13 protein-coding genes are annotated in these 26,123 nt (G+C 69.5%); 8 read left to right on the forward strand and 5 right to left on the reverse strand.

Annotated features, from left to right (window positions below; genetic code table 11):
• Window positions 1–23: 23 nt before the first annotated feature.
• Window positions 24–1,070, reverse strand: coding sequence for a zinc-binding dehydrogenase (locus ACFZA0_RS26875; RefSeq protein ID WP_391021565.1), 1,047 nt, complete (start codon window positions 1,068–1,070; stop codon window positions 24–26).
• Window positions 1,071–1,228: 158 nt separating this feature from the next.
• On the opposite strand from ACFZA0_RS26875, the gene ACFZA0_RS26880 reads away from it, so the two are divergent.
• The 5 genes from ACFZA0_RS26880 (at window position 1,229) to ACFZA0_RS26900 (ending at window position 6,686) form a co-directional block, all read left to right on the forward strand.
• Window positions 1,229–2,629, forward strand: a complete 1,401-nt coding sequence (locus ACFZA0_RS26880) for an extracellular solute-binding protein (protein ID WP_391021567.1) — start codon at window positions 1,229–1,231, stop codon at window positions 2,627–2,629.
• A gap of 73 nt (window positions 2,630–2,702) precedes the next feature.
• A complete protein-coding gene (locus tag ACFZA0_RS26885; protein WP_391021569.1) occupies window positions 2,703–3,665 on the forward strand; it encodes an ABC transporter permease subunit in 963 nt (320 codons plus the stop codon).
• Window positions 3,665–4,534 carry an ABC transporter permease subunit gene (locus tag ACFZA0_RS26890; protein ID WP_391021571.1) on the forward strand — a complete coding sequence of 290 codons (870 nt, stop codon included), beginning with the start codon at window positions 3,665–3,667 and terminating at the stop codon, window positions 4,532–4,534. The genes ACFZA0_RS26885 and ACFZA0_RS26890 overlap by 1 nt, the downstream gene beginning before the upstream one ends.
• A 12-nt stretch (window positions 4,535–4,546) precedes the next feature.
• Complete coding sequence (locus ACFZA0_RS26895; protein ID WP_391021834.1) at window positions 4,547–5,740, forward strand: ROK family protein; 1,194 nt, start codon at window positions 4,547–4,549, stop codon at window positions 5,738–5,740.
• A 52-nt stretch (window positions 5,741–5,792) separates the two neighbouring features.
• Window positions 5,793–6,686 (forward strand): Gfo/Idh/MocA family oxidoreductase, encoded by an 894-nt coding sequence (locus ACFZA0_RS26900; RefSeq protein ID WP_391021573.1) that lies wholly within the window; start codon window positions 5,793–5,795, stop codon window positions 6,684–6,686.
• Window positions 6,687–6,806: 120 nt separating this feature from the next.
• On the opposite strand, the gene ACFZA0_RS26905 is transcribed toward ACFZA0_RS26900, so the two are convergent.
• Window positions 6,807–12,935, reverse strand: a complete 6,129-nt coding sequence (locus ACFZA0_RS26905; RefSeq protein ID WP_391021575.1) for a hypothetical protein — start codon at window positions 12,933–12,935, stop codon at window positions 6,807–6,809.
• A 172-nt stretch (window positions 12,936–13,107) separates the two neighbouring features.
• On the reverse strand, window positions 13,108–15,384 hold the full coding sequence (locus tag ACFZA0_RS26910) for a hypothetical protein (protein WP_391021577.1): 2,277 nt from the start codon (window positions 15,382–15,384) through the stop codon (window positions 13,108–13,110).
• A gap of 376 nt (window positions 15,385–15,760) precedes the next feature.
• On the opposite strand from ACFZA0_RS26910, the gene pglW reads away from it, so the two are divergent.
• Both pglW and pglX read left to right on the forward strand, forming a co-directional pair.
• Entirely contained in the window at window positions 15,761–20,458 is a 4,698-nt protein-coding gene (gene pglW, locus ACFZA0_RS26915; RefSeq protein ID WP_391021579.1) for a BREX system serine/threonine kinase PglW, read from the forward strand.
• Between the two features lie 81 nt (window positions 20,459–20,539).
• Window positions 20,540–24,223 (forward strand): BREX-2 system adenine-specific DNA-methyltransferase PglX, encoded by a 3,684-nt coding sequence (pglX, locus tag ACFZA0_RS26920; RefSeq protein ID WP_391021581.1) that lies wholly within the window; start codon window positions 20,540–20,542, stop codon window positions 24,221–24,223.
• Window positions 24,224–24,269: 46 nt separating this feature from the next.
• On the opposite strand, the gene ACFZA0_RS26925 is transcribed toward pglX, so the two are convergent.
• Together ACFZA0_RS26925 and ACFZA0_RS26930 are read right to left on the reverse strand one after the other, a co-directional pair.
• Complete coding sequence (locus ACFZA0_RS26925; RefSeq protein WP_391021583.1) at window positions 24,270–24,458, reverse strand: DUF397 domain-containing protein; 189 nt, start codon at window positions 24,456–24,458, stop codon at window positions 24,270–24,272.
• Complete coding sequence (locus ACFZA0_RS26930; protein ID WP_391021585.1) at window positions 24,455–25,312, reverse strand: Scr1 family TA system antitoxin-like transcriptional regulator; 858 nt, start codon at window positions 25,310–25,312, stop codon at window positions 24,455–24,457. The genes ACFZA0_RS26925 and ACFZA0_RS26930 overlap by 4 nt, the downstream gene beginning before the upstream one ends.
• A gap of 169 nt (window positions 25,313–25,481) precedes the next feature.
• Between ACFZA0_RS26930 and ACFZA0_RS26935 the strand changes: the two genes are divergently transcribed.
• Window positions 25,482–26,063 (forward strand): ATP-binding protein, encoded by a 582-nt coding sequence (locus tag ACFZA0_RS26935; protein WP_391021587.1) that lies wholly within the window; start codon window positions 25,482–25,484, stop codon window positions 26,061–26,063.
• Window positions 26,064–26,123: the final 60 nt, after the last annotated feature.

Genomic DNA, 26,123 nt, shown 5'->3' on the forward strand with positions numbered 1-26,123 from the left:
GTCGTGCGGCATGGAGGGGCTCCTCAGAATTCCAGGACAACCTGGAGGGCGTCGGCGGGGTGCTCGTCGAGAAGGACGTACGCGTCGGCGGCGTCCGCGGCCGGAACGACGTGGCTGACAAGGGACTTGACGTCCACTTCGCCGTCGGCGACCAGGCGCAGGAAGGTCCGCTGCAACCGTTCGACGTCCCATCGGCCAATCAACTGGGGCGGGACTCCGCCGATTTGGGAGCACACGATCTGGGCGCGGTTGTGGTGGAACTCGTCGCCGAGTCGCAGTCCGGCGCCGTCGCCCTGGTAGAAGCCGGAGGCGACGACGCGTCCGGCGACGGCGACCGAGCGCAGTGCCGTGTGCAGGGCGGGGTAGGCGCCGCTGATCTCGATGGCGACGTCCGCGCCGCGGCCCCCGGTGCGCTCACGGATGGTCTCGGCGACCGCGTCAGTGCGGGCGTTCAGGGTGTGGTGGGCGCCGTACTCGTGTGCCTTCGCGAGGCGGACGTCGAGGGCGTCGACGGCGGTGACCCGGGCGCCGTTGAGGCGGGCGAGACGGGTGGCGAGGAGGCCGATGACGCCCTGTCCGAAGACGGCGACGTCCTCGCCGAGGTGGATGTCGGCGGCGAGGACCGCGTTGTGGGCGATGGCGCCGACGCGGGCGAAGGCCCCGGCCAAGGGTTCGAGGCCGTCGGGCAGACCGTGGTGGCGCATGCGCTCCACGGGCACGATGCCCTCACTGCGGTGGCCCCAGATGCCCCAGACCAGCTGGCCGGGCTCGGGCACGCCGTCGGTTCCGGCGAGCTCCGGGGAGACCTCCGTGACCTCGCCCACTTCGCTGTAGCCCCAGCCCGCGACGGGGTACTCGATGCCGGCCGCCCCGTCGCGGAACAGGCGGGCCTCGGGGTCCCAGGTGCGGGTGAGGTAGGGGTTCGTACCTCGGTAGGCGGTCAGTTCGGTCCCGGCGGAGATGCCCGAGTACCGCGTGCGGACCCGTATGTGACCCGGCGGCAGAGGGCTTGTCTCGCAGGCGGCGACCTCCACTTGGCGGGGGCCGGTGAACTGAACGACGGATTCCACGGGGCAGCTCCGAACTACTTTCGCTTCATTGGCAGTCACCCGAAGGCGACTTATGGCGAAGGTATCCCAGACTTAAGTCTTGTCAACAGGCAAAAGTGATGCTGTGATGCGTCGAGTACGCACACAGCACCTGTACACGGCACCTGTTAGGACGGCACATGGCGAACTGGTTGCGGCGATCGAGGACGATCGCCGCGGGAGCTGCCGCGGCGCTTGCCGCCTCGCTCCTCGGAGGGTGCGCCGCGCAGAGTTCCGGCGCCCACGACCGCAGCATCACCGTGTGGTCGCTGGAGAACCTCGCGCCCCGCATGGCGGCGACCAAGAAGATCGTCGCCAGGTTCGAGGCGTCCTCGGGGATCCACGTCAAACTCGTGGGAGTGGACGAGAACCAGTTGCCCCAACTGATCATGTCCGCCGCCGCGGCAGGCGACCTCCCCGACGTGATCGGCGGCGTCTCGCTGGCCTCGACGTGGCAGATGTACACCAACGGTCTGCTCAACACGAAGGCCACCGCCCAGGTCGTCGATGCCCTGGGCAAGGGCACGTTCAACAGCAACGCGCTGCGCCTGACCAACGACGACGGCAAGCAGATCGCGGTGCCGAGCGACTCCTGGATGCAGATCGTCGCCTACCGCAAGGACCTCTTCGCGAAGAAGGGCCTGTCGGCGCCCGATTCGTACGGCGCCCTGCTGAAGGCGGCCAGGACGCTCGACAAGGGCGATATGAGCGGCATGTCGCTCGCGAGCGACCCCAACGACGTCTTCACCCAGCAGAGCTTCGAGGACATCGCCCTCGCCGGCGGCTGCCAACTCGTCGACGACACCGGCAAGGTGACGCTGAACAGCAAGTCCTGCGAGCGCGCCTTCGCCACCTACGGCAAGCTGTCCGGCACCTACGGACCGGCCGGCACCCAGACCGTGGACACCACCCGCGACACCTACTTCGCGGGCCGCTCGGGCATGGTCGTCTGGTCCTCCATGCTGCTGGACGAACTCGCCGGACTGCGCTCGGACGCGGAACCGAGCTGCGACGCCTGCAAGGACGACACGGGCTGGCTGTCGAAGAACAGCGGCATCGTCACGGACCTGGGCGACGGCAGCGGCAAGGACTCCGCCCAGTTCGGCGAGGTGTCCTCCTGGACCATCACCCGCGACGCGGAGACCGGGGCCTCGAAGAAGTTCGTCGACTACCTGATGAGCGGCGGCTACCAGGACTGGTTCGGCATGGCCCCCGAGGGCAAGATCCCCGTCCGCGAGGGCACCGCCGACGACCCGCAGAAGTACCGCACTGCGTGGATGCACAGCAAGATCGGCGTGGACCACCGGGTGGCCTTCGACAAGGCGTACCCCAAGTCGCTGCTGAACCAACTAGCCGACGGCGTCAGCAACATGAAGCGCTGGGGCATCGAACAGGGCCAGGGAGCCCTCGTCGGCGCCACCAACGGTGAACTGCCCGTCGCCAAGGCCGCCGCCGACCTCGCCGCCGGCCAGGTCTCCGCCGACCAGGCCGTGCAAGAGGCGTACGACGAGGTCGACTCCCTCAGCAAGTCCCTCCGGTGACCAGGCCCCGACGCCCGCACCACCCCCACGAACGGCACCCGCACACACGCACCACCAGCGACAGAGGAACTCCATGAGCACCGACGCGGGCGCGACGAGGCGCCGCCAACTCACCCTTTCCCAACGGCAGAACAGGGCCGGACTCGGCTTCGTCTCCCCCACCCTGCTCATCGTGGTGGTCGCGGTCGTCCTGCCCATCGCCTGGACCGTCCTGCTCGCCTTCCAGCACGCCAAGCTCGTCGACATCCAGGGCATGAGCTTCCTCGGCCACTGGAGCCTGGACAACTTCGACGCGGTCTTCACCTCGCCCGGCTTCTGGCAGTCGCTGTGGACGACCCTCGCCTACACGGTCGGCGGCACCGCGGGCTCCATCCTGCTCGGCCTGACAGCGGCGCTCGCCCTGCGGCGCCCCTTCCGGGGCCGGGCGGTCCTGCGCGGCGCGATGCTGCTGCCCTACGTGGCCCCGGTCGTCGCGGTCGCCTTCGTCTGGGAGGTCGCCCTCAGCCCGCAGTACGGCATCGTGAACGCGTGGGGCACCAAGTTCCTCGGCTGGGACCGGCCCATCGCGTTCCTGACCGCCCGCTCCTACGAACTCCCGGGCGTCCACTGGCACATCCCGCTCGCGCTGTTCACCGTCATCGCCTTCGAGACGTGGCGCTACTTCCCGTTCGCCTTCCTCTTCCTGCTCGCCCGGCTGCAAGCGGTGCCGGACGGCCTGGAGGAAGCGGCCGTCGTGGACGGCGCCACCCCCACGCAGCGGTTCCGCCACATCCTGCTCCCCCAACTAATGCCGGTCATCGCCCTGTTGTCGGTGCTGCGCTTCATCATGACGTTCAACAAGTTCGACGACGTGTACCTGTTGACCGGCGGCGGATCGGGCACGGACGTCGTCGCGGTACGCGTGTACGACTTCCTCACCGCCCGCTACGACATCGGCGCCGCCGCCGCGCAGGCCCTGGTCCTCGCCGTCATCCTCATGGCGCTGCTCGGTGTGTATTTCGCGTTCTTCGCGAAGAAGGTGCAGGAGGAAGCCTGATGCCCAGCCGCGCCCACGTCGAGGAACGCACCTTCGCGATCCTGCGGTGGGTGGTGATCGCCTTCCTGGCCGTCATCACCATCGTGCCCTTCTACTACATGCTCCTGCTGTCGGTGAAGCCGATCGACCAGCTCATCGTCGACCCGTCCAAGCTCTGGGTGTCCCTGTCCGACATCACCCTGGACACCTACCGGCAGGTGCTGAAGCCGACCTCCGCCGGCGGCCAGGGCTTCCTGCGCATGCTCGGCAACTCGGCCGTCGTCGCGCTCGTCACGATCGCCCTGACGCTGCTGGTCTCCGTACCCGGCGCCTACGCCGTCGCCCGCCTGAAGTTCTTCGGACACCGGCAGATCAGCGCCCTGTTCCTCGCGGTCTACCTCTTCCCCGCCACCCTGCTCGCCGTCCCCCTCTTCGTCATCTTCGCGAAGATCGGCCTGCAGGGAAGCCTGGTCGGCCTGGCCGTCGTCTACATCGCGCAGACGGTCCCGGTCTCCATCTACATGCTGAAGAACTACTTCGTCACGATCCCGTACAGCATCGAGGAGGCCGCGGCCCTCGACGGCTGCGGCAGACTGCGCACCCTGCGCTCGGTGGTGCTGCCCTTGGCCGCGCCCTCCCTCATGGCGACCGGTCTGTACGTGTTCATGATCGCCTGGAACGAGTTCCTGTTCGCCCTGCTCTTCCTCGCGGCGAACCCCGACAAGTGGACGGTGTCGCTGGGACTTCAGCAGCTCGCCGGGGGCATCGAGACCCCCAAGACCGTTCTCATGGCCGGGTCGGTGGTCCTGACCGTCCCCGTGGTAATTCTGTTCTACGCAGCCGAGCGTCTCCTCACCGAGGGGCTCACCAGCGGCGCCGACAAGAGCTGAGGGGATCCTCCGATCGTGACATCGCAGAGCAGCGCGGGCCACCTCTTGCACCTGATCCGCAGCGGAAAGGCGAACACCCGCGCTGCACTGCAGCAGTTGACCGGTCTGTCGCGGTCGACGGTGGGGCACCGCCTGGACCAGCTCACGGGCGCGGGCTGGATCCACGAGGCCGGCTGGCAGGCCTCCACGGGCGGACGCCCCTCCACTCGGCTGGAGTTCGCCCATCGGCACGCCCTCGTCCTCACCGCCGACCTGGAGATCAGCCACTTCCAGATCGCGCTGACGGACCTTCAGGGAAACATCGTCGCCGAGCGCGTGGACCGGCAACTGCTCGCCGACGGCCCCGAGGCAACCCTCGACCACCTGGCCGTCCGCTTCGCGGCACTGCTGCGGGACACCGAGACCCCGCTGGAGAAGATCTGCGGCATCGGTCTCGCCGTCCCCGGCCCCGTCGACTGGGAGACCGGCCGCGTCGTGCTGCCGCCGATCATGCCCGGCTGGGACGGCTACCCCATCGCCGAACGTCTCAGACAGTCCCTCGCCGCACACGCCGGCGCACTCAGCCTGGAGGTGCCCGTCCTCGTCGACAACGACGCCCACCTCATGGCCTACGGCGAACAACGCCAACACCACCCCGATTCGGGCGCGTTCGTCCTCGTCAAGGTGTCCACCGGCATCGGCGCCGGAGTCATCATCGACGGCAGGGTCTACCGCGGCACCGACGGCGGAGCCGGCGACATCGGACACATCCGCCTGCACGACCGGCCCGACGCCCTCTGCATGTGCGGCTCCCACGGCTGCCTCGGCGCCGTCGCCAGCGGACGCGCCGTGGCGGCACAACTGTCCGAACTGGGCCTCACCGCCGAGTCCAGCGGCGACGTGCGCACCCTCCTCGCCAAGGGCCAGCCCGACGCCCTGCGGCTCTCCCGCCTGGCCGGCCGGCGCTGCGGCGAGGTGCTGGTCACCGTCATCACCCTGCTCAACCCCGGCGTCCTCGTGCTCGCCGGAGACCTCGCCGAGGACCAGTTCCTCACCGGCGTCCGCGAACTCCTCTACCAGCGCGCCCTGCCCCGCTCCACCCGCGGACTCCAGGTCGTCACCTCACGGCTCGGCGACCGCGCCGGACTGGTCGGGGCGGGGCTGACCGTGGTCGAGCACCTCTACGCGCCGGACCGCGCCGACGCCCGCCTCCGCGACAGCGCCTGAAGCCCACGGCGCGCTCAACTCGGCCCACGCAAAGCATCTTTGGAGCACCAACGTGAGCAACACCCCGGTAGCCGTCGGCCTGATAGGGGCCGGCCCGTGGGCCCGCACCATGCACGCGCGCATGCTGGCCGCCGGCCCCGAGACCACACTGACCTCCGTATGGGCCCGGCGCCCCGAGGCGGCGGCCGAGGTCGCTGCGGCGCACGGAGCCGTCCCCGCGGCCTCCTTCGACGAACTCCTCGACACCTGCGAGGCCGTCGCCTTCGCCGTCCCGCCCGCGGTCCAGGCCCACCTCGCACCCCTCGCCGCCCGCGCGGGCAAGGCCCTCCTGCTGGAGAAGCCGCTGGGCCCCGACCTCGCCGCGGCCCGCGCGGTCGCCGAGGCCGTCGCAGAGGCGGGTGTCGTCTCACGGATGGTGCTGACCAAGCGCTACCACCCCAGGACACGCGAATTCCTCGCCCAGGCACGCGAGTTGAACGTCACCGGGGCACGGTCCTGCTACCTGCACGGGGCGTTCCTCGGCGGCGAACAGGCAACGGCCTGGCGCCTGGAACACGGCGCCCTCCTCGACCTCGGCCCGCACCTCCTGGACCTGCTGGACAGCGCCGTCGGCCCCATCGCCTCGGTGCACGCCACCGGCGACCCGCGCCGGTGGACCGAGTTGACCTGCGAACACGTCAACGGCGCTGTCAGCCAGGCATCGTTGTCGGGCTCGGTGCGCCTGCCGCGGGCACGCACCCGCATCGAGCTGTTCGGCGACTTCGACGAACTCGTCTACGACACCGCCGAGATCGACCACGAGGAGTGCTGGCCGGTCCTGCGCCGCGAGTTCGCCGCGGCGGTACGCAACCAGGAGCCCGACCCCGGCGCCCCGAACCCCCCACTGGACGCGGCCCACGGCCTGCGCCTGCAGGAACTGCTCAGCCGGGCGCAGAGGGGGAAGTGAGCGGCTGCTCCGCCTCGCGGGGGACGGGGTCGCAGGCGCGGGGCGACGAGAGCCGGCATGCCCGCGCCGCACGAGCGCCCCGCCCTCGTCCACACTCCCCCCGGCCACGCCCGGGCGCGGTCATGCGTGAAGCGTCACGCACTCCCGCAGAAGGGGTTCCAGCCGAAGCTGTCCGTCCTCCCTGTCGAAGACCTGGAGGACGTCGAGACAGGAGATCGCCCACCGGGCCTCTCCCTCGTTCTCCAGACCGGCCACGGCCACCGCCACGGCCGTCACTGCGCTCTCCAGGTCGAACGGGTCCGCCTTGAACTCGGCGGCGAGCGCCTGATAACCCGCGGCGAGCAGGGGGTCCGCGAACACCCCCGTCGCCTCGGCGAAAGCACGAGCCTCGACCCGGTCCATGCGGACACCGGCCAGACGCCGGAGCGCCTCGTCGGGGTCGCCCAGTTCGCCGTGCAGGCGGTGGGCCCGGTCGACCAGAAGAGGCCAGCCGCCGGTCAGTTCGTGGAGCCGGTCGAGGCGATCCTCCGTGTGGAACATCTCCACGCGCTGCGCCCAGCCCCGCAGCCCGTTCCGGTCGTGGCGGCGCAGCACGACGGGCGCCGCCGTGGTGGGCTCGGTGCCCGTCAACAGGCTTCGCCAGAGCGCCAGTTGGTTGGGGTCGGTGACGAGGACGACGGCGCGGGTCACTCCCGGGGTGGCGGGCAGCAGTACCTCGGCCTGGTCGACGGCGTCCCGGCATGCCTCGGGACGTGCCGGGTAGTTGGCGAAGTCGCTGATGACGACGCGTCGTTCCCGGGGCTTTCCGCCCATCAGCTCCTGCCGGTAGACCCGGGCGTTGCCGACGGGCGGCAGCTTCCAGTCCGCGATGCGGCCCGCGACCCTGCGGAGAGTGTCACCGACGTCCCTCACCCCGGTCGCGGTAGTACCGAGGACGACCCGCGTCTGGTTGGACCGCTCGCCGAGCAGGTCGTCGAGCTGGGTGATGGTGAGCGGGGCGGGCCTGCCGTCGGGCAGTTCGGGACGGCCCTCCAGCACCTTGCTCTCCTGGAGTTCACAGTCCTGTTCGGCCCTGAGCAGCCGGGCTTCCACCTCGTGGGAGCTGCCGATCATCCGCAGGGCGCTCGGGCCGCGCAGGTGCCAGCCGAGGCCGTCGTGGTTGGGCGCCAGGATGCCGAGTCCGACCATCTCGGAGAGGTAGGCACGGAACCCCTCCGTGTCGAGCTGCTCGAAGCCCGTGCGCCAGTACGTCTCGCACTCCTCGCGCAGTTCGGTGTCGCTCAGCCGCACCTCCAGGCCACGCTGACGGGCGTGGTAGGCAAGCACGTTGGCGATCACGTCGTAGCGGTGGTCGAGGCTCAGCGTGTCCTTGAAGGCCGCCGAAATGCTGTCCCGGAGGTCGGTGTCGGACTCCACGACCTCGATGTCGGCGAGCTCCACCGCGTACAGCGGTCCCTTCGGTCCTTCAGGCCCGCGCCGTGCCCGCTTGCGGTGCATCACCTCGACCAGCCGGTGGCCGAACATCTGCAGCAGGAAGGGCTGGTACGAGCAATACCCGAGCACCCTGTTGACGAGGTCCAGGTCCAGGAACTCGAAACCGAGGGCACGCATGGGCTCGACCAGAAGCTCCGCGGCGAACTGCGGGGCGAGCGGGCCGATCACCTTGGGGGTCTGCGCGAGATGGCCGAACGGTCCGTTGCTGGCCAGTTTGGAGAACCGCTGCACCGAGTGCAGGCCGGCAAAGACGACCTTGGCCCGGTCCTTGGTGTTGTCCCCGAGTCCCTTGAGTTTCTTGGTCTGGTTGAACCGGGGAGCGTCCGCCTCGAAGAACTGGTCGCACTCGTCCAGCAGGATCAGCAGCCCTCGGCGCGAGTCCCCGTTGGTCCACGCCCGAATACCATCCCGCACCCTGTCGGAGATGTCCTTCACTGCCTTGCGGCTCTGCGGGGGACTCAGCACCTGCGCCTCGGTCAGCTTCCGGTCCAGGACGCTCCACAGGGTCTCCGGCCCGAGCGAACTGCCCTTGCCGATGTTCTCCTGGTCGAGGTTCACGTAGACCGACAGGTAGTAGCCGGGGCGCTGCTCCATGAACTTGTCCCCGGCGTCGGCCAGCAGCGCCGACTTGCCGAGGCCGCGACCGCCGAAGATGACCTGGGTGCCGCGCGGGTCGAGGATGCTCTTGCGCTCGGCATCACGCCCGTAGAACATCTCCCCGCCGATCCGGCCCCGCTTCTCCCTGATGTACGGGTTGACGCCTGAGAACGGCAGCAGGGTCTGGGTGGCGATGCTGATCTGGCGGTTGCCGTGCGCCGCGAGGTAGGCGAGGGCCGCATCGTCCACCACCAGCAGGGGCTGTGACAACCGGCCGGATCCGACGGCGAGTTCGACGCGGGCCTCACGGCTCAGCGTGCCGAAGTAGAGGACGACGAGTCCCGTTCCACTGGTGTCGCGCTCCGCCCAGCTCATGACGACCTTCGCGGGCGGCCGGCCCCAGACCATCATGACCCGCAGGTTGCCGCCCTGTTCGAGTATCTGCGAACCGAAGGCGGGTGCTTTGGCCCGGCCGTTGATCGCCACGTCGGTCGCCTCGAAGAGCCGGTACTCGCGCCTGTGCTGGGACCGATCGTCGAGCTGCCGTGCGCTCTTGGCGTCGTAGCCGAGCAGCTTCAGAAGCGGCGGCACTCGCCGCGTGTAGGCCACGTGGAGCCTGTCCTTCGGCTCGGTCGCCCCCATGAGCCGCCACTCGTCGAGAGCGTCGGCGGCCAGGGCCGCTTCGTCGGTGGACAGTGCGCTGTAGTCCAGCACCGGAATGGCCGGATGCGTTCCGCAGGAGCGGACGAGGTCCACGAGGTTGCGGTCGATCCCTCCGCGCAAGCCGTCGGACACCGCCGGGAAGAACTCGGCCAGGTGCGACTCGCCGTTCTCGATCTCGGGAACGTCCTCGCCGATCTCCAGGAAGTAGACGAGGTCTGCTGCGGTGGCCAGGTCGTTCGTCTCCAGGCGACGCACCACCTGGGCGCGCTGGTCCGCGGTGGTCTCCAGGACGTCGAGCCTGGCGCGGATCCGGTCGGCAGCCTCTTCCCGGAAGGCGGGCAGGCTGCTGCGCACGGTGTCGAGGCCACGCCGTACGGCGACCAGGTCGTGCGTGTCGGTTCCCTCGAGCCGCGCGTGCGCGTCCGCCAGCAGCTCCTGGAGACGCAGGTCCTGGTCGTCGGTCACTGCTCCGTCGGCCTGGGCCCGGTGCAGGTCGGTGACGAGTTCCTTGTGCTCCTTGCCCAACTTCGCACGCCGGCCCGCCTCTTGCTCCTCGATCTCGGCGAGCGCGGGCGGCTGGAACTCCCCGGCCCGCGATGCAGGCAGCACCCCCCGCTCGGCCAGCTCGATGATGGTGCGTACCGCGGTGAAGGCGTCGTGGGCCCGTCGCTCGGTGACGGCGTCCTGCCAGGTTTTCTCGACCGCGGTGAGGAGATCGTCGAGGGACAGTTGGTCGTGCTCCGTGTCGCGGACCTTGAGCAGTTCCGCGTCCAACACGGTCTCGGGGACGAGCGAGCCGCCCAGCCGCATGGGCGCCGCGTCACCGGTCAGCAGGGCGAACAGCTCCTCCATCGAGGCTCGGGCTGCCCACCCCGTGGCGGCGGCCAGCCCCTCCGAACGCCGCGCGATCTCGTCCAGTTCACTCAGAACGCTGTGCCTGCCCTCCAGGAGGGACTGACGCAGGGCGGAGATCTCCTTGACCGCCCGGTTGCGGTCGGAACGGTCGCCCCGGTGCGTGCCGTCGACAACGAGACACCACTCTTTGGCAAGTCCGACCACACGCTCCACGAGGTGCACCAGATCTTGCCGGCCCGCGCCCTGAAGCGGTTTCCCGCTGGGCGAACGGTACTTGCGGTCCATGCGGTCGATCTCGTTGTTGACCTCGGCCAGCTTGGACAGGCGTTCCGCCTGCTCGCGGACGTGCTGGACGGCTGCCCGGTCGTCGTTGACCACCGTGGTCAGCAGCGAGCCGAGCATGCCGCCCTCGGGCGCCAGCCAGCGCTTCGCGATCTCGGTCGCCCGCGCGAACCGCAGCCTCTGCGGTGCCAGCAGTCCGCCGCACTGGTCACGCAACTCGCCCATCCGTGCGTCGCGTTCGGCGTCGTTGGCGATGACGACCAGCGGCGAGGCGATCAGAGCCCCGCTGAGGGCGCGGTCGGCAACGTTCGTCGCCGCCTCGCCGAGCCCGTCGGGCAGGCGGGGCACCAGCGCCTTGAGCTGCGCGCCGGCCAGGTGGTCGCCGGTGATCAACGCAGTGCGCAACAGGGCTGGTAGCAGGAGGAGTTCGCAGCCTTCCGCGTCGCAGCCCGCGTAACTGCCGTAGCTCTCCAAGAGGTCCGTGGTCAGCCGGGCGCCCTGGCTGTCCCCCGAGCTGAGCAATGCGGCGGCACCGGCGAGCCGGAGCGCCGTCGTGTACGCCTCGGGATGACCGGCCGCGCGCGCCACCCGGTGGGCGAGCCCGAAGCGGCGCTGCACGATGAGGCCGGCGAGAGCCCGCTCGGCCACTGCCTCCACCGCGGTCTCGACGGAGGTCTCGACGGCGGCATCCTCGGCACCGTCCCCGTCCGTCGACTCAGTGTCCGCGCCGGCGGAAGGCTCCTGGTCGGAGGCGCCTTCGCGAGCCTCGTCGCGGGCCTCTTCGGGAGCCGGGGGCACCGGTGGCTCTCCGGGCGGGTCCGCGGATACGGCAACGGAGTTGGTCTTCGGTGCCCGTGCCTTCTCCGCGGGCACCGCGAGGTGTTCCCCGGCGGTCTCGCTCGGTGCGGAGGCGGGCGGTTGGGACGGTTCGGGCGCCGTGGCTTCCTGTACGGAGACGGGGTCGGCCAGGGGCTTCGGCGGGTGAGCGGCGACAAGGGCGTCCGCAGCGTCCGGCTCTGCCGCCTCGGCCGGCGGGGTTCCGTTCTCGGGTTCACCGGTCGTCGTCACGTGCGCGTGTTCGGTGGCCGCTGTCCCTGCCTTCGCGTCCGCGTCCGCGTCTGCGTCCGCAGCCGCGCCGTCTTCGTGCTCCGGCTGCGCGAACGAAAGATCGGAGGCGATGACGGCCGCCATGGCGCAGGCGGGCAGTACGCGGACGACCTGCTCCTGGAGCAGGAGGACCTCCGCCGCGGTGTCCGCCTGCCGTCCCAGGCGAACGATCCGGGCCAGCGCGGTGAGGGCGGCGCTCTCCTCCCGTTGCTCCTGCCCCCACACCGGCGTCTGCAGAAGACGACGCGCGGTTTCCCGTGCGGCCTCGGCGGCTGACGCGGCGGTGCTGCCGGACCTGCATACGACGTCCAGCAGTTCGCGCAGTGTCTCCCGCGCCGAAGCGTCGCGTTCGCGCGTCTCCCGGTGCGCGTCCGCAGCCTGCTTCATGTCCTCCAGGCGGCTGGGCACCCCTTTGATCCCGGCTGCGCCGAACGTCGCCTCGGCACGCTCGAAGACGGTGCCCAGGACGGTCAGCCGGGTCAGGTCCTCGTCCGCCGGCGGGCCGCCGGCCTCGACCGCGGCCGACACCTTCTCAGCGGCTTGCCGAGCCCTGTCGAGAGCCGCCTCGACCTCTCGGCAGACCTCGTCGAGCCCCTGCTCCGCCACCTCGGCAGCTTCTGATGTCACGTCGGGAGAAACGGACTTGGGCCCCTCGGGCGCAGTGCCCTCCGGCTCCGATGCCGGCTCGCCGGACCTGCCGGGCTCGAAGTCCGGGTATGCCGCCGTGACCCCCTTCGCCAGGTCACCGACAAGGGTGAAGCGCGCCTTCTCCTCCTCGTCGGCGCTCCCGGCGAACCAGTCCTGATCCGCGGCCCAGGCGAGAACGCGGGCATCTCCCACGGAAGCGTTGCACCAGGCGAAGACCGTGGCCCTGACCAGCGGCGCCCCCCACCGGGACACCGGGTCGGAAGTCTTTTCCCCCTCCGAGGTCCATACGTGCTGGACGAGCTGGCCCATCACGTTCTGGGTGAGTGTTCTGACCGCGTAGGTGCACGCGTTCTGCCGTGCCTCGCGCTGCAGTCTGCCCAGAACGTCCGCGCACAGGGACTTGCTCGCCCGGCGGGGGGCCGCGATACGGATTCCCAGACCGTTGAGGAGCTGCTGCCGGCCTTTGGGGGAAAGGGAGTTGAACGCCAGCTCCACCGCCGTGACCGGAAGGTCGTTCAGGGCGGTGACGGCCGGCGGAGTCAAGGCTTCCAGCGCGTCCGCAAGGGGTTCGAGCTCCTCGGCCGAGACATTCGACGGGGACAACGGTGGCCCCGTTACGACGTGGTAGCGGTCTCGCATCTACACGTACTCCGTTTCTTTGCCAACTCGAAGACAGGTTTTTTTGTTGCCGTGGAACGGCCGATGCGCGACTCAGTGGGGTGTGCGGAGTCGGCCGGTACGTGGAATCGGGGTCCCACAACCCCGGGCGAACGTCTCAGTGACCGCGGGTGTGTTCAGTGACGAACGTGTATCCGTAGGGCAGTTCCCAGCCGTCCGCCTTGCCGAGGCGACGGCAGTACTCGCGGAAGGCAACTCGCTGCACCTGGCTGGGAAAACACCCCGGCCGCAACCGGCGCAGATGACCGGGGACGAACTGGATGCCGCGCAGCTCGCCGCCCCCGTCCGTTCCGCCCCAGGGCCGGATCACCCGGCGCTGGACCGGGCGATAGCCGAGCAGCGGAATGATCTGCTGCCCGTCACGGGCCGGGTGGTGCGGCCGGCCCCAGGCGTCACGGCTGCCGAGGACCGGTTCGAGGAAGCGTTCCGCGAACAGCTCCGCGACGGCCGATTCGAGAGCCGCGGTCTGCGCCGGGATCGGCCGGTGCCCGTAGGCCGCGGTGGGCAGGGCCGCCCGGTCCATCAGTGCATGGCCGTCGGGTGTGAGCAGCCCGCAGCGCCGCACCGTGCGCACGACCAGCTGCCGCGGGCCGAGTCCGGCCGCGCTGTCGCCATGACGGTCGCTGCCCGGAACATCCTCTCGGGTCAGTACGCGCGGGTCGTAGCAGTGACCGGTCTCGCGGTCGCCGAACAGGACGCGTTCGCGCAGTCTCGTGGTGCCCATGTGGATCGTGGAACTGCCCGGTCGCCGCCGGACCTCGACCATCAGGCCGGGGAAGAAGTCCTCCGGCCAGAGAATCCCGGTCAGCCGCGCGAGGTCGTCCGAGAGTTCCACGGTCACGTCCTGCACGCCCTCCTTGTCCTCCAACTCCTGACCAGCGTGGTCGAGTTCGAGGCGCAGAAGGGAACACCGATCGTGCGATCGGCGAAGGTCGCGCACGACGTCCGGGTGCACGGGGAACCAGCCCCCGATGAGATGAGCGAGCCGCAGGGGCGCCCGCCAGACGACGTCATTCTCGTCGTTGCGCACGAGTTCGCCCGAGCCGAGGGAGGAGTCGTCGGCCAGGGGCAGATCGAGGGGCTCGGCGTCCGAGGTGGGTTCAGGTGCGGGGTCGGGCTCCGGGGCGGGCTCGGCGCGAGGCTCCGGCTCCGGTGTCGCGGGGAGCGTGGAGGCCCAGCCGCGCCCGGCCGGGACCAACGGATCTCCGGGAGGTTCTGCGTCCCCGGGGTGGTGGGACCGCCAGATGCCGCCGCCCTCGAAGGCGTCGTCAAGGGTGACCCGACAGCCGTTCTCGAAGCGGCCCTGGTCGCTGTCCCCCTGGACGACATCGGTCAGCGCCAGGTTTGCCCGGCACACCGCGGTGGCGTAGTCGAGCCCGGTCAGCAGGTCCGCCGCCTCGGTGACGGCGCGCAGCCTCGGCCCGATCGCCGTGTACACGGTGTGCGAAGTGGTGTGCGCATAGCGCCGCTTCCCCGGGAGCGCCGCGTGTTCCACCGCTGCCGCAAGGGACTTGAGGTCGTCTCCGCCCAACGGCCCGGTGTCCCGCCAGCACTCGGCCAGGGAGTCCCTGGTCATGGCGTACGAGCCCCACATACGGAGCTCGTCACTGGAACTGAGGATTCCGTGAACGGTGTCGAAGAGGCCGGACAGGCCGGCGCGCAATGCGTCGTCACCTGTGCCGCCGACGAGTTCGGCGAGGGAGACGGGAACGAAGGGGCTCAGCAGCTGTTCCCTTGCGGTGCCCAGCAGATGCTCCGTGTACGACGCCAGTTCGTCACGCCGGGCAGCCTCGGCAGAGGAGTAGCAGACGTCGACCAGAAGATGTCCGTCCGCGTTGATCCAGCGCCGCCGTGTACGCAGGCGGTGAAGCTGTATGGGAGTGAGGCTCAGGGCCGGTCCGAAGGCGTCGAAGTCCGGCACCAGCAGTTCCCTGCGCCGCGGTTCGGTCGCGTGACCCGGTTCGCCCGGACCCTCCGCACCCGCGGGCGCGCCCGACACCCACGGCGGAACGTCGCCGTGCGGGCTCAACTCCGGGTGGGCGCCCTCTCGGTAGACGATCTCGGCGAAGAGCGGATCCGAGCCGGTGGTGACGCAGACCATCGAGCCGACCGGCAGCACCGGAGCGCATTCGCCGAAGGTGATCACCGGGAAGTCCTCGGGGCGCAGCGGGCTCGCTCCGTAGCCCTCGCCCCCGAGGTCGTAACCGAAGTACACGGCGTTGAAGGCGACCGCGGTGTGCACGGGTACTCGACGGGCCGCCACGACGGCTTCGAGGTAGCTGCGCAACCGTTGTCGTTCGCGCTCGGGAACTGACCGGTAACCCGCCGCCATGGCGGGAGTCAGCAGCGCTTCCTCCCCATACGGATCGGGCACCTCCGCTTCATCGCGCGTGCTGCCCGTCCCCGTTTCATCAGGGTCTCCACCCATGACACCTCCGCCCCACCCCGAGCCCGCCCCCGGCTCTTCCGCGATGGGCTCGCAGAATATGCCCACACCTGGCGCCGCTGTGGTGCTTTCTTCACTTTGCAGTGGCCGACGCAGGCACAGTCTGCGCGAGCCCGTTCCGCCGATGACCGCCTCCGCGTTCACAGGCAGACTCACTCGGTGGCCGCTGCAACTTCCGGACCGCCCGGTGTCGGTGGCACGGTCTAGGATTTCTTCCGGGGAATTCAGCAGGGGTTGCCCGAGTCGCACCAGCAGGCTTGCGACCGGCGTTCACGCACATGAGCCGAGACGGGGCAGGAGTCGCATGGAGGATGGCCGGTGGACGACGGTCACCGAGTCCGAGTTCGAGCACGAGCGCCGCGGTCTTGAGGCGATCCGCAGGCTCCTGCCGAACGAGGAACCCTGGCGCGCCTGGTCGAACTTCACCTTCACCGCGAACAGTGGGCACGTCCGCGAGATCGACCTCATGGTCACCGCGCCGGCCGGTGTGTTCCTGGTCGAACTGAAGGACTGGCACGGCTCGGTGAGCGGCGGCGGCAACAGCTGGGTGCAGACGACGCCGGGCGGCTCGCAGCGCCGGCACGGCAATCCGCTGCACCTCACCAATCAGAAGGCCAAGGAACTGGCCGGCCTGATCGGGAACGTCGTGGGCCGTGGCCCCGGGCGGCCGAGGATCTGGGTGGGCGAGGCGGTCTGCTTCACCGACGACAAGTTCCGGGTGAATCTGACGGGCGCCGACCTGAACGGCGTCTTCACGATCAAGGAGCTGGTGAAGATGCTCGCCGCTCCGCCGCAGGACGCCCGGGGGCAGGTGACCGCCGCGGTCTCGCGTCAGGTCGACTCGGCCCTCAAGAAGCTCGGCATCGCGTCCGTCCGCCGTCAGCACGAGGTGGGTTCGTACCTCCTGGAGACGAAGTCGTTCGACTCCGGACCCACGTGGGCCGACTACCTGGGACGTCACACCCAGCTGCACGACCTGGCACGGGTGCGGGTCTTCCTCAGCGAGCGCGGCGCCTCGGACACCGATCGCGCCTCAGTGGAGAAGGCCGCGGCGCGCGAGGCCACGGTGCTCAGCCGGTTCCGGCACCCGGGTGTCGTCCAGCTGAAGAGCTACCTGCCGTCGGGGCATCCCGCGGGTCCGACGATCCTCTTCGACTACCACCCGGAGACCCTCCGACTCGACGACTACCTGGTGGAGCACGGTGAGCGCCTCGGCCTGCCGGGCCGGCTCGCCCTGGTTCGCCAGCTCGCCGAGACACTCCGTTCCGCGCACTCCAACCGGCTCCATCACCGCACGCTGTCGGCGCACGCGGTGCATGTGATCCCGCGCAACCGCGGTCCGCGCGGGCGCGAACTGGGCGAGGAGGAGCGCTGGTTGAGCCCCCGGCTGCAGATCGCGGACTGGCAGATCGCCTCCGGTTACAGCGCCAGCCAGGGCAAGCCGCTGACCCTGGCCACCTCCCATGTGTCCGGTCTGCACGTCTCCCAGCAGGCCGACCCGTATCTGGCGCCCGAGCTGCGGATCCCGAAGGCGGACCCGGTCCGGCTCGACGTGTACGGGCTCGGCGTCCTCACGTATCTCCTGGTCACCGGGCAGGCGCCGGGTGCGACCCAGAGCGAGGTCATGTCCCGCCTGGAGGCGGGTGAGACGCTCGCCCCGAGCGCGCTGGTGGACGGCCTCGACCCCGACATCGACGACCTGGTGGAGGCGTCCACCGCGTACGAGCCGAACCGCCGCCTCTCCACGATCGACGACTTCATGGAGATGCTGGAATTCGTCGAAGAGGCGTTCCGGGAACAGGACTCGTCCTTCGAGGACGCCGCGCAGGGAGAGCAGGCAGCCGGCGCTACTTCGACCCCGGATGCCGACGGAAAGCGGACCGAGCCGGAGAAGGACCCGCTGGAGGCCGTCGCCGGTGACGTGTTCGCCGGACGCTGGGAGATCGTGCGCCGTCTCGGCACCGGCTCGACGTCGCGCGCGTTCCTGGTCCGTGACCTGGCAGGTGAGCCCCGCCGCAGCGGCAGCCTGCCGGTCGCGGTGCTCAAGGTCGCGCTCAGCGAGGCCAAGCACGTGGTGCTCGACCGGGAAGCCGATGTCCTGGCCCGGATCCACCGGGACTCCAGCATCATCGCGCTGTACGAGCGAGAGCCGCTGACCCTCGCGGGCCGCAGGGTGCTCGCCCTGGAGTACGTGGGCGACAGCCGCGCCCTGGACACGGAGAGCACGGGCAAGCCCGCACGCCGACGCGAGGACACCGTCGCCCGTCAGTTGCGGGACTACGGCCGGCTGCGCATGGACCAGCTGGAGACGTACGGGAAGTACCTGTTCGGCGCGGTGGAACACCTGGAGGCCGAGGGCATCTGGCACCGGGACCTGAAGCCGGACAACATCGCGATCCGGATCCGGCCCAACGGCACCCGCCAGCTCGTGATGATCGACTTCTCGCTCGCCGGCTATCCCGCGAAGGAGATCGAGGCGGGCACCGAGGGCTACCTCGACCCCTTCGTCGGGATCATCACCCGCGGTTCGTACGACGGCCACGCCGAGCGGTACGCGCTGGCTGTCACGCTGCACGAGATGGCTTCCCGCGAGCTGCCCCGCTGGGGCGACGGCTCGGTCACGCCCCGGCAGACCGACCCGAAGGACTGGCCCTACCCGCAGCTGGCCTCCGACGCCTTCGACGACCCTGTGCGGGACGGCCTGGTGGCCTTCTTCCGCAAGGCCCTGGCCCGGGACGTCAAGGACCGCTTCCCGGACCTGAAACCGATGGAGCGCGCCTGGAACGCGATCTTCCTGGACGCCCAGCGGACGACGGCGCCGAGCAGTTCCGGCCACGGCAACAAGCCGGTGGCGGTGGAAAGCACCGCGCCGCAGATCGGCCAGGGCGACGATGACGAGATCTCGGCCGAGGCGATCCGCGACGAGCAGGCGGAGCGCGCCGACCGTTCCACGCCGCTTTCGGTGGCGGGCCTGACCCTCGCCGCCCAGTCCCAGCTGTTCGACCTCGGACTGAACACCGTGGGGGACGTCCTCGACTACTCGGTGCGCAAGTTCCTGACCGCCCCAGGCATGGGCGCGCGCACCCGCACGGAGATCCAGAACCGGCAGAAGCAGTGGAACCTGCGGCTGGTCAAGGCGCCGGCGCCGACGAGCAAGGAGGCGCTCAAGGCCGCCCGCGAGGAGACCACCGAGCTGGAGCAGGCGGTCGCCGCATCAGCTCCGGCAGGCGACGGCAGTGTCCGCACGGAAGTGCTGCGCGCGCTGAGCTTGGATGCCCTCGCCTCCCGCCTGGTGCCGCGCCCCTCGGGTGGCAATGCCCGCTCGAACGCGAAGGAACGCGAGGCCGTCCGGCTCCTGCTCCGGCTTCCCGACGAGAACGGCGAACTGCCCGCCGGGTTGCCCTGGGTGCGGCAGACGGACGTCGCCAAGACCCTCGGCCTCACGGTGGGCCGCATCCCGCAGATCGTGAAGAAATCGCGCGAGCGCTGGTACAACGATCCCGCGCTGAGCCTGCTGAGCGACGAACTGGTCGACCTGGTCGCCGAGCGCGGCCGGGTCGTGCCGGTGCTCGAACTCGCCGACGCGCTGATCGGCCGGCGCGCCAGCCCGGCACGCAGCCGACTGCGCGACCGGCGAGCGCTGGCGCTGTCCCTGCTGCGCGCTCTGGTGGAGCGTGAACAGTTCCGGGAGCAGTACGAGCAGACTCCGCCGCGGTTCCGCTACTTCCACGCCCGGCTTCCCAAGGGTGCCGACCCGGTCCTCGGGCTGATCGCCATCGACGTCCGCGACGGAAAGGACGGAGCGGAAAGCGGGGACGGGGCCGACACCCCGAGCCTGCCCGCCCTCCAGGAGTACGCGCTCAAACTGGGCTTCGTGGCCGACGAGTTGGCAGGCGAGGAGTCCCTGCCCACAGCGAGCACGGTCCTCACCAGGCTGGCCGCGGTACGGAAACCGCCGGGGGCGTTCGGCTGGGACGAGCGGCGGACCGCCGAGATCGCGGTCGCCGCTTCCCCCGGCGCCGCGCTCACCCCCCGCCTGGAGATCTATCCGCGCGATCTGGACCTCGTACGCGCGCTGCGGATCACCCAGGCCGGTGTGGTCGCCGTGCAGCCGGGTGTCGAGGAGGAGCGCCAGCCGGGGCTCACCGTCGACGCCCTGCACAAGCGGGTCATGACCCGCTTCCCCGACCTCGGCGAGGACCCCCTCGTCCCGCGCGAACTGCCGGTCGGCAGCGCCCTGGTGCGGTTGCTGAAGCAGGCCGGCTTCGAGCTGAAGCTGGCGACCCGCTACGACAAGACCCTCCGACTCGTCCCGGACCGGCCCGCCGGGGAGTTCACCAGCGGTCTGACGTCCGCGAGTTGGGGTGTCGCGGCATCGGCGACGCGGCGGTCCGCGCCCACGCAGTACGACGCGGATGCGGCGCTCGCAGCGGCGGCGAAGGCCCACCAGCGGCTCAAGCACTCGGCCGGGCAGGACGGGTTCCGGGTCCTGACGGTGCCGAGCGGGAGCGCAGAGAGGGCGGTACGAAAGCTGGCCGGGCAACCGTACGGAGCGACTGCCGTCTCGCTCACCGCACTGTTCCTGGCCGAGTTGCACGGCGTGATCGCCGAGACTCCCAGGCCGACCTGGGAAACCGTCCTCAAGGCGGACGCCGCCGAACCGGGCACACGGTCCCACCAGCAGCTGCGGGTCCGCACGGACAAGGCGTGGGGGCGCGTCGAACCGCTCCTCCGCGAGCGCCTGGCGCAGGGCAGCGGTCCGCTGCTCCTCACCGACACGGCAGCCCTCGCCCGCTACGACGCGTTCGACCTCCTGGGCCGGCTCGCGGAGGCGTCCCGGCACGGCGGCAACCCGCTGTGGCTCCTCGTCGCCCAGTCCGACCCTGCGCGGGCGCCGCGCCTGGCCGGGCAGAGCGTTCCGTATCTGGCAGCGTTCGACGAGTGGATCGTCGTGCCGGACGCGTGGGTGGCGGGGCGGCATCTCGCGCCGGATGCTGCCTGACGTACGGCGGATCGTCCGCCTCCCAGCCTCTTTCGCTTCTCGTCCCTTCTCGCCTTTCAGCCACCCCTTCGGGAGCCGTCCGTGATCGACCGCAAGAGCCTCCTCAGCGACCTGCAGAAGCAGGTCAAGGCGGCAGAGAGCGACCTGGACGCCCAGGTCAAGGCTGTTCCCAAGGTCGGGGCGCAACTGCGAAGCGAATACGACCAGGCGAAGAAGCTGGGGCGCACGGCGGCGACCTGGAACTCCTGGCTCGGTGAGCGGGTCACGCAGGTCGCGGTCGCATGGGTGCTCGGCACGGTCTTCGTCCGGTTCAGCGAGGACAACCAGTTGATCGCGGAGCCGTACATCACGGCACCGGACGTGGCGGGGCGCGAGGTCGCCCAGGCGCGGTACGAGGACTACATGGCCAAGGACGAGGACCCGACGTATCGCGGGTGGCTGGAGACGGCGTTCGCGGAGTTGGGCGCCGGGCAGGCGGGGCGGCTGCTGTTCGACCGGAAGCACAACCCGCTGTACCAGATTCCGCTGTCGCACGACGGGGCGGGAGCGCTGCTGGCGTTCTGGCGGGAGCAGAGGTCGGCGGAGGCGGACGGGGAGGGCGCGGGTGGTGGGTCGGTGCTGGTGCACGACTTCACCGACCCGCTGAGCGAGGACGGCACGAAGGGGTGGGACACCCGGTTCCTGGGCGACCTGTACCAGGACCTGAGCGAGGCGGCGCGGAAGACATACGCACTGCTCCAAACCCCTGAATTCGTCGAGGAGTTCATCCTCGACCGGACGATGACGCCGGCGGTCCGGGAGTTCGGCTTCGAAGAGCTGAAGATGATCGACCCGACGTGCGGGTCGGGGCACTTTGTGCTGGGCGCTTTCCGGCGGCTGGTGCGGATGTGGGGCGAGGAACGGCCGGAAGTGGGCCCGTACGAGCGGGTGCGGGCGGCGCTGGAGTCAGTGCACGGGGTGGACCTGAACCCGTTCGCGGTGGCGGTGGCGCGGTTCCGGCTGCTCGTGGCGGCGATGGCGGCGAGCGGGATGCGGACGTTCGCGGCGGCGCGGGAGTACGAGTGGCCGATCCAGCTGGCGGTGGGCGACTCGCTCATCAAGGACCGGCAGTTGGAGCTGCAACTGGGGCTCGGGGAGGAGGGGGCTCCGGGTGACCCGCTGGCGGAGTTCTCGTACGCGACGGAGGACGTGCAGGAGTATCCGGGGATTTTGCAGCAGGGGCGGTATCACTTGGTGGTGGGGAATCCGCCGTACATCACTGTCAGGGACAAGAAGCTCAACCAGCTCTATCGGGAGCTGTACGACGCGTGCGCGGGAACGTACGGACTTTCTGTGCCGTTTGCTCAGCGGTTCTTCGAGCTCGCCAAGCGGGGTAGTACCGATGTCAAGAGCTACGGCATGGTCGGCCAGATCACGGCGAATTCCTTTATGAAACGGGAGTTCGGTACGAAGCTGATCGAAGACTATTTCGCACACAAGGTCGAATTGACAGAAGTTATCGACACGTCCGGAGCAATCATCCCGGAACATGGAACACCGACTGTGATTCTCATCGGGCGCCCAAGAGAGGGATCAAAACGACAGTCGACGATCCGGACGGTACGAAGCGTGCAAGGGGAGCCAACGGCACCACCAGAGGGCAAGGAAGAAGAAGGGCACGTCTGGAGCGCGATCGTCGACTTGATCGACCGACCGGGCAACGCGGGACCATGGGTATCAGTGGACGATTTGGAGCGCACTCGACACTTCGGGAAGCAGCCGTGGATCCTCACTGATGGCGGGTTGGAGCTAAATGAATCCATCGAGGCTTCGGCACCTAATCGCTTGCGGAGCACCCTGTCTCGGCCAATCGGGTTCGCCAGCTTCCCTGGCCAGGATGATGCATTCATCAGCACACCCGACGCTTTGCAGCGCAGGGGAATTTCTGGTTCCGTAGCACGCGACTTCGTCACCGGCTCAGTGGTGCGAGACTGGTCCGAGAATTGTATCGAGTCTGCAATCACCCCGTACGCCGCAGACTTGAAGCCCCTGCCGTGGGACGAACACACTCCATGGGGGCGAGTCTTGTGGCCGCTGCGATCACAACTGAAATCAACGAAGGACTTCGACGGCACTTCTCATGCCGACTCAGGAAAGGAGTGGTGGGCATGGTATCGATGGGTTCCTCAGCGATATTCCACTCCTTTGTCGTTGACGTTCGCCTCGGTGGCGACGCACAACCAGTTTGCCCTAGATCGCGGCGGCAACGTCTTCAATAGGCACGCACCAGTGATTAAACTGCAGGGTGGGGCAGTCGAAGAGGAGCACGTACAGCTTCTCGGACTGCTTAACAGCTCCACGGCTGGGTTCTGGCTCAAGATGGTGAGCCATGGAAAGGGAAACGGCGGAGTCAACGAGGGATACCGAGGCGCCGCTTGGGAGGAGTTCTTTGAGTTCGCTGGCACCAAGGTCCAAGAGTTCCCCCTGCCCGCAGAATATCCCACCGCTCTCGCCACCTCCCTCGACGCCCTCGCCCATCAACTCACCGCCACCACCCCCACCGCTCTCGCCGCCAAGGCAGCCCCCACCGCCCCCGCCCTCCGTGACGCCGAATCCCACTACGCCTCCACCCGAGCCCGCATGGTCGCCCTCCAGGAAGAACTCGACTGGCAGGTCTACTCCCTCTACAACCTGCACTCCGAGGACCTCCGTCTGCCCGACTCCTCCGCCGTCCCCGAACTCGCCCTCGGTGAGCGCGCCTTCGAGATCGTGCTCGCGCGCCGGGTCAAGGCTGGCGAGGCCAGCGGTGAGTGGTTCAAGCGGCACGGGTCCACCCCCATCACCGAGATCCCCGCCCACTGGCCCGACGACTACCGCGCCCTCGTGCAGAGGCGCATCGACGTCATCGAGTCGAACCGGGCCATCGGCATGATCGAGCGCCCCGAGTACAAGCGCCGTTGGGCCACCGAGGGTTGGGACTCCATGCGCCAGAAGGCCTTGAAGTCCTGGCTGTTGGACCGGATCGAGGACCGCTCGTACTGGTTCGACGAGAGCGGCAACCCCACTGTCACCACCCTCGCCCGTCTCACCGAAAACCTGTCCGCCGACGAGGAGTTCACCTCCGTCGCCGACCTCTACGCGCCCCGCCAGGACCTCGCCAAGACCGTCCGCGATCTCCTCTCCGAGGAGCACGTCCCCTTCGTCTCCGCCCTCCGGTACAAGCCCGCCGCACTCAAGAAGCGGGCAGACTGGGAGCACGTCTGGGATCTTCAGCGCGAAGAGGACGCCGCGTCTGACGAGCCCGCCAAGCGGAAGATCCGGGAGCGGACGCCCGTACCGCCGAAGTACACCTCCGCCGACTTCCTCAAGCCCAGCTACTGGCGTGCCCGCGGCAAGCTCGACGTCCCCAAGGAACGCTTCGTCTCGTACGGCACGGTGAACGCGCAGTCCCCCGAGCTGTACGGCTGGGCCGGCTGGGACCACCTGGAGCAGGGGCTCGCGCTCGCCTCGTACATCCAGACCGCCGGTCTCGGCAACGAAGAGATCGTGCCGTTCCTGGCTGGGCTGTTGGAGCTCCAGCCCTGGCTGGACCAGTGGTACGGCGAGTACGACGCCGAGTTCGGTGCCTCCCCAGCCGCCGAGATCCTCGCGTTCCGTCAGCAGAAGCAGGGTGAACTCGGCCTGACAGACGACGCGTTGAGCGCCTGGCGCCCCTCCCCCGCCACCCGCGCGAAGAAGGCCGCCGCCCCGAAGAAGAAGGCGGCGGCCTCCGCAGAGTCCGACTGAGCGCTGCGTTGGTGGGGCGGCGAATCCGCCGCCCCACTGACGACGGTCAGGAACCCGACACGTGCGCGGTGAATGCCGCCCAGGCGCCGGAGGCAACGGCGAACGAGTCGCGGCCGAGGTCCTTGGAGTCCCGGATGCGGACCACTTCGGCGTCCAGTGCGACCTCGATGCAGTTGTCGCCTTCGCTTCCGCTGTAGCTGCTCTTGAACCAGTCCAGGTCTTCCGTGGTGCTCATAGCGCTCCTCGCATCTGTTCCAGCAAGCTCACCGTAGCCCGGCAATCCAGGGCCTGGGAACGCAGCTTGCCATAGCGCTGCAGGAGCACGCTTACGTCGTTCGGAGCGCTGATCAGGCTGCTACAACGCTGGCCTTCGACGTAACCGATCCACTGGTGGCCAGGCCGCTCAGCCAAGTACATCTGGCCGTCGACGCCGGTGTGATCCTCCTGCCGAAGCGGCATCACCTGGATCTCGACGTTGCGCTGACTCCCGACGACAAGCAGATGGTCAATGACATTGCGAGTGGCTTCGGCTCCTCCCAAGCGGCGTTCAAGGAGCGCTTGTTCGACGACAAAGGTGAAGGCGGTGTTCGGCCGCTGGGTGAGGAGCTGCTGACGGTCCAGTCGAGCAGCGACCTCGCGTTCCAACTGCTCCTCGGTGACGGGCGGGAGCCTGCGGTCGAACACTGCCCGGATGTATCCCTCCGGCTGCAACAACCCAGGAATCCCCCGGCACTCGTACGCATACAGCGTGATCGCCTCTTCCTCGATCCCCGCCCATTGCAGGAACCAGGACGCCAGCCCGGCCTTCCTCCGCAAGCTCTTCGCCGCTGCCGCGAGGACCTTGCCCGCGACCGGCCCCAGCACCTCGGACGTCCGGTCCGGAAGGTTCTCCGGAGGGAATCGCTTGCCCTGCTCGAATTTTGCGACGTACGCCGCCGAGTACCCCACCCGGACCGCGAACTCCTCCTGCGTGAGCCCTCCCGCCTCCCGCAGCGCCTTCAGGACGGCTCCGAACGTCCGCAAACTGTCCGACAGTTCGGCCTCACCCCCCGCCGCCGTACCGCCGCTGCCGTCCTGGTCCGCCGTCATCGCCGCCCCGCTCTCCGTGCCCCGCGCCGTGCGCCCCGTGCTTCGCGTCGGTCAACCTGCCCATGGTCACGGGGAGTCACCCGCCCAGTCCAGTGCGTGAACCAGTACAGACGGATCTGTATGGGCGCCGTTCCTGTCGGCGGCCCAGCCCGGCCGGAAGCCTTGCCCCATGACGACATCGCAGGTCGAACCGCCCCTGGACGTGCACGAGTTCACGCACACCTTTCCCACCACCCGGCTCGGCGCGAGCCTCGCCCGCCTGGCCGCTGTGGCCCAACTCGACGACTGGGGAGTCCCGTTCGGCAGTACGCTCTCCGACACCGTCGCGCTCATCGTCGCCGAGCTCGCGGCGAACGTGGTCCGCCATGGCCGTGTGCCGGGACGGAACTTCGGGCTCCGCCTCCGGTACGAGCGGGCGACGGCCGTCGCCCGCGTCGAGGTGTCCGACACCCACCCGCTCCGGCCCGACCCGGCGACAGTCGTCATGGCCGACGCGGACGCAGACGGCGGCCGGGGACTCGCCCTCGTGGCCGCCCTCGCCGACGACTGGGGCGTCGAGGACCGCACGGGTCCGGGCAAGACCGTATGGGCGCAGACCGGGCCCGCCGACCACCCGGAACCGAGCGAGCCGCACCCCCACGGCCTCCGTCCCGCCCGCCCCGGGACGACGTGCGGAGTGGAGGAACCGAGCAGCGGGGTGCCTGACCGGAAATCTCCCGCTCCCGGTGTCAGTGCCGCCCACTACGATTAATCGGGCAGCTCGATTCGTGATCGGGCTGAAGGACCGGCCGGGCGAGGAGCATCACAGACA

The sequence above is a fragment of the Streptomyces sp. NPDC008150 genome, from assembly GCF_042956945.1.
Taxonomy (GTDB): Bacteria; Actinomycetota; Actinomycetes; order Streptomycetales; family Streptomycetaceae; genus Streptomyces.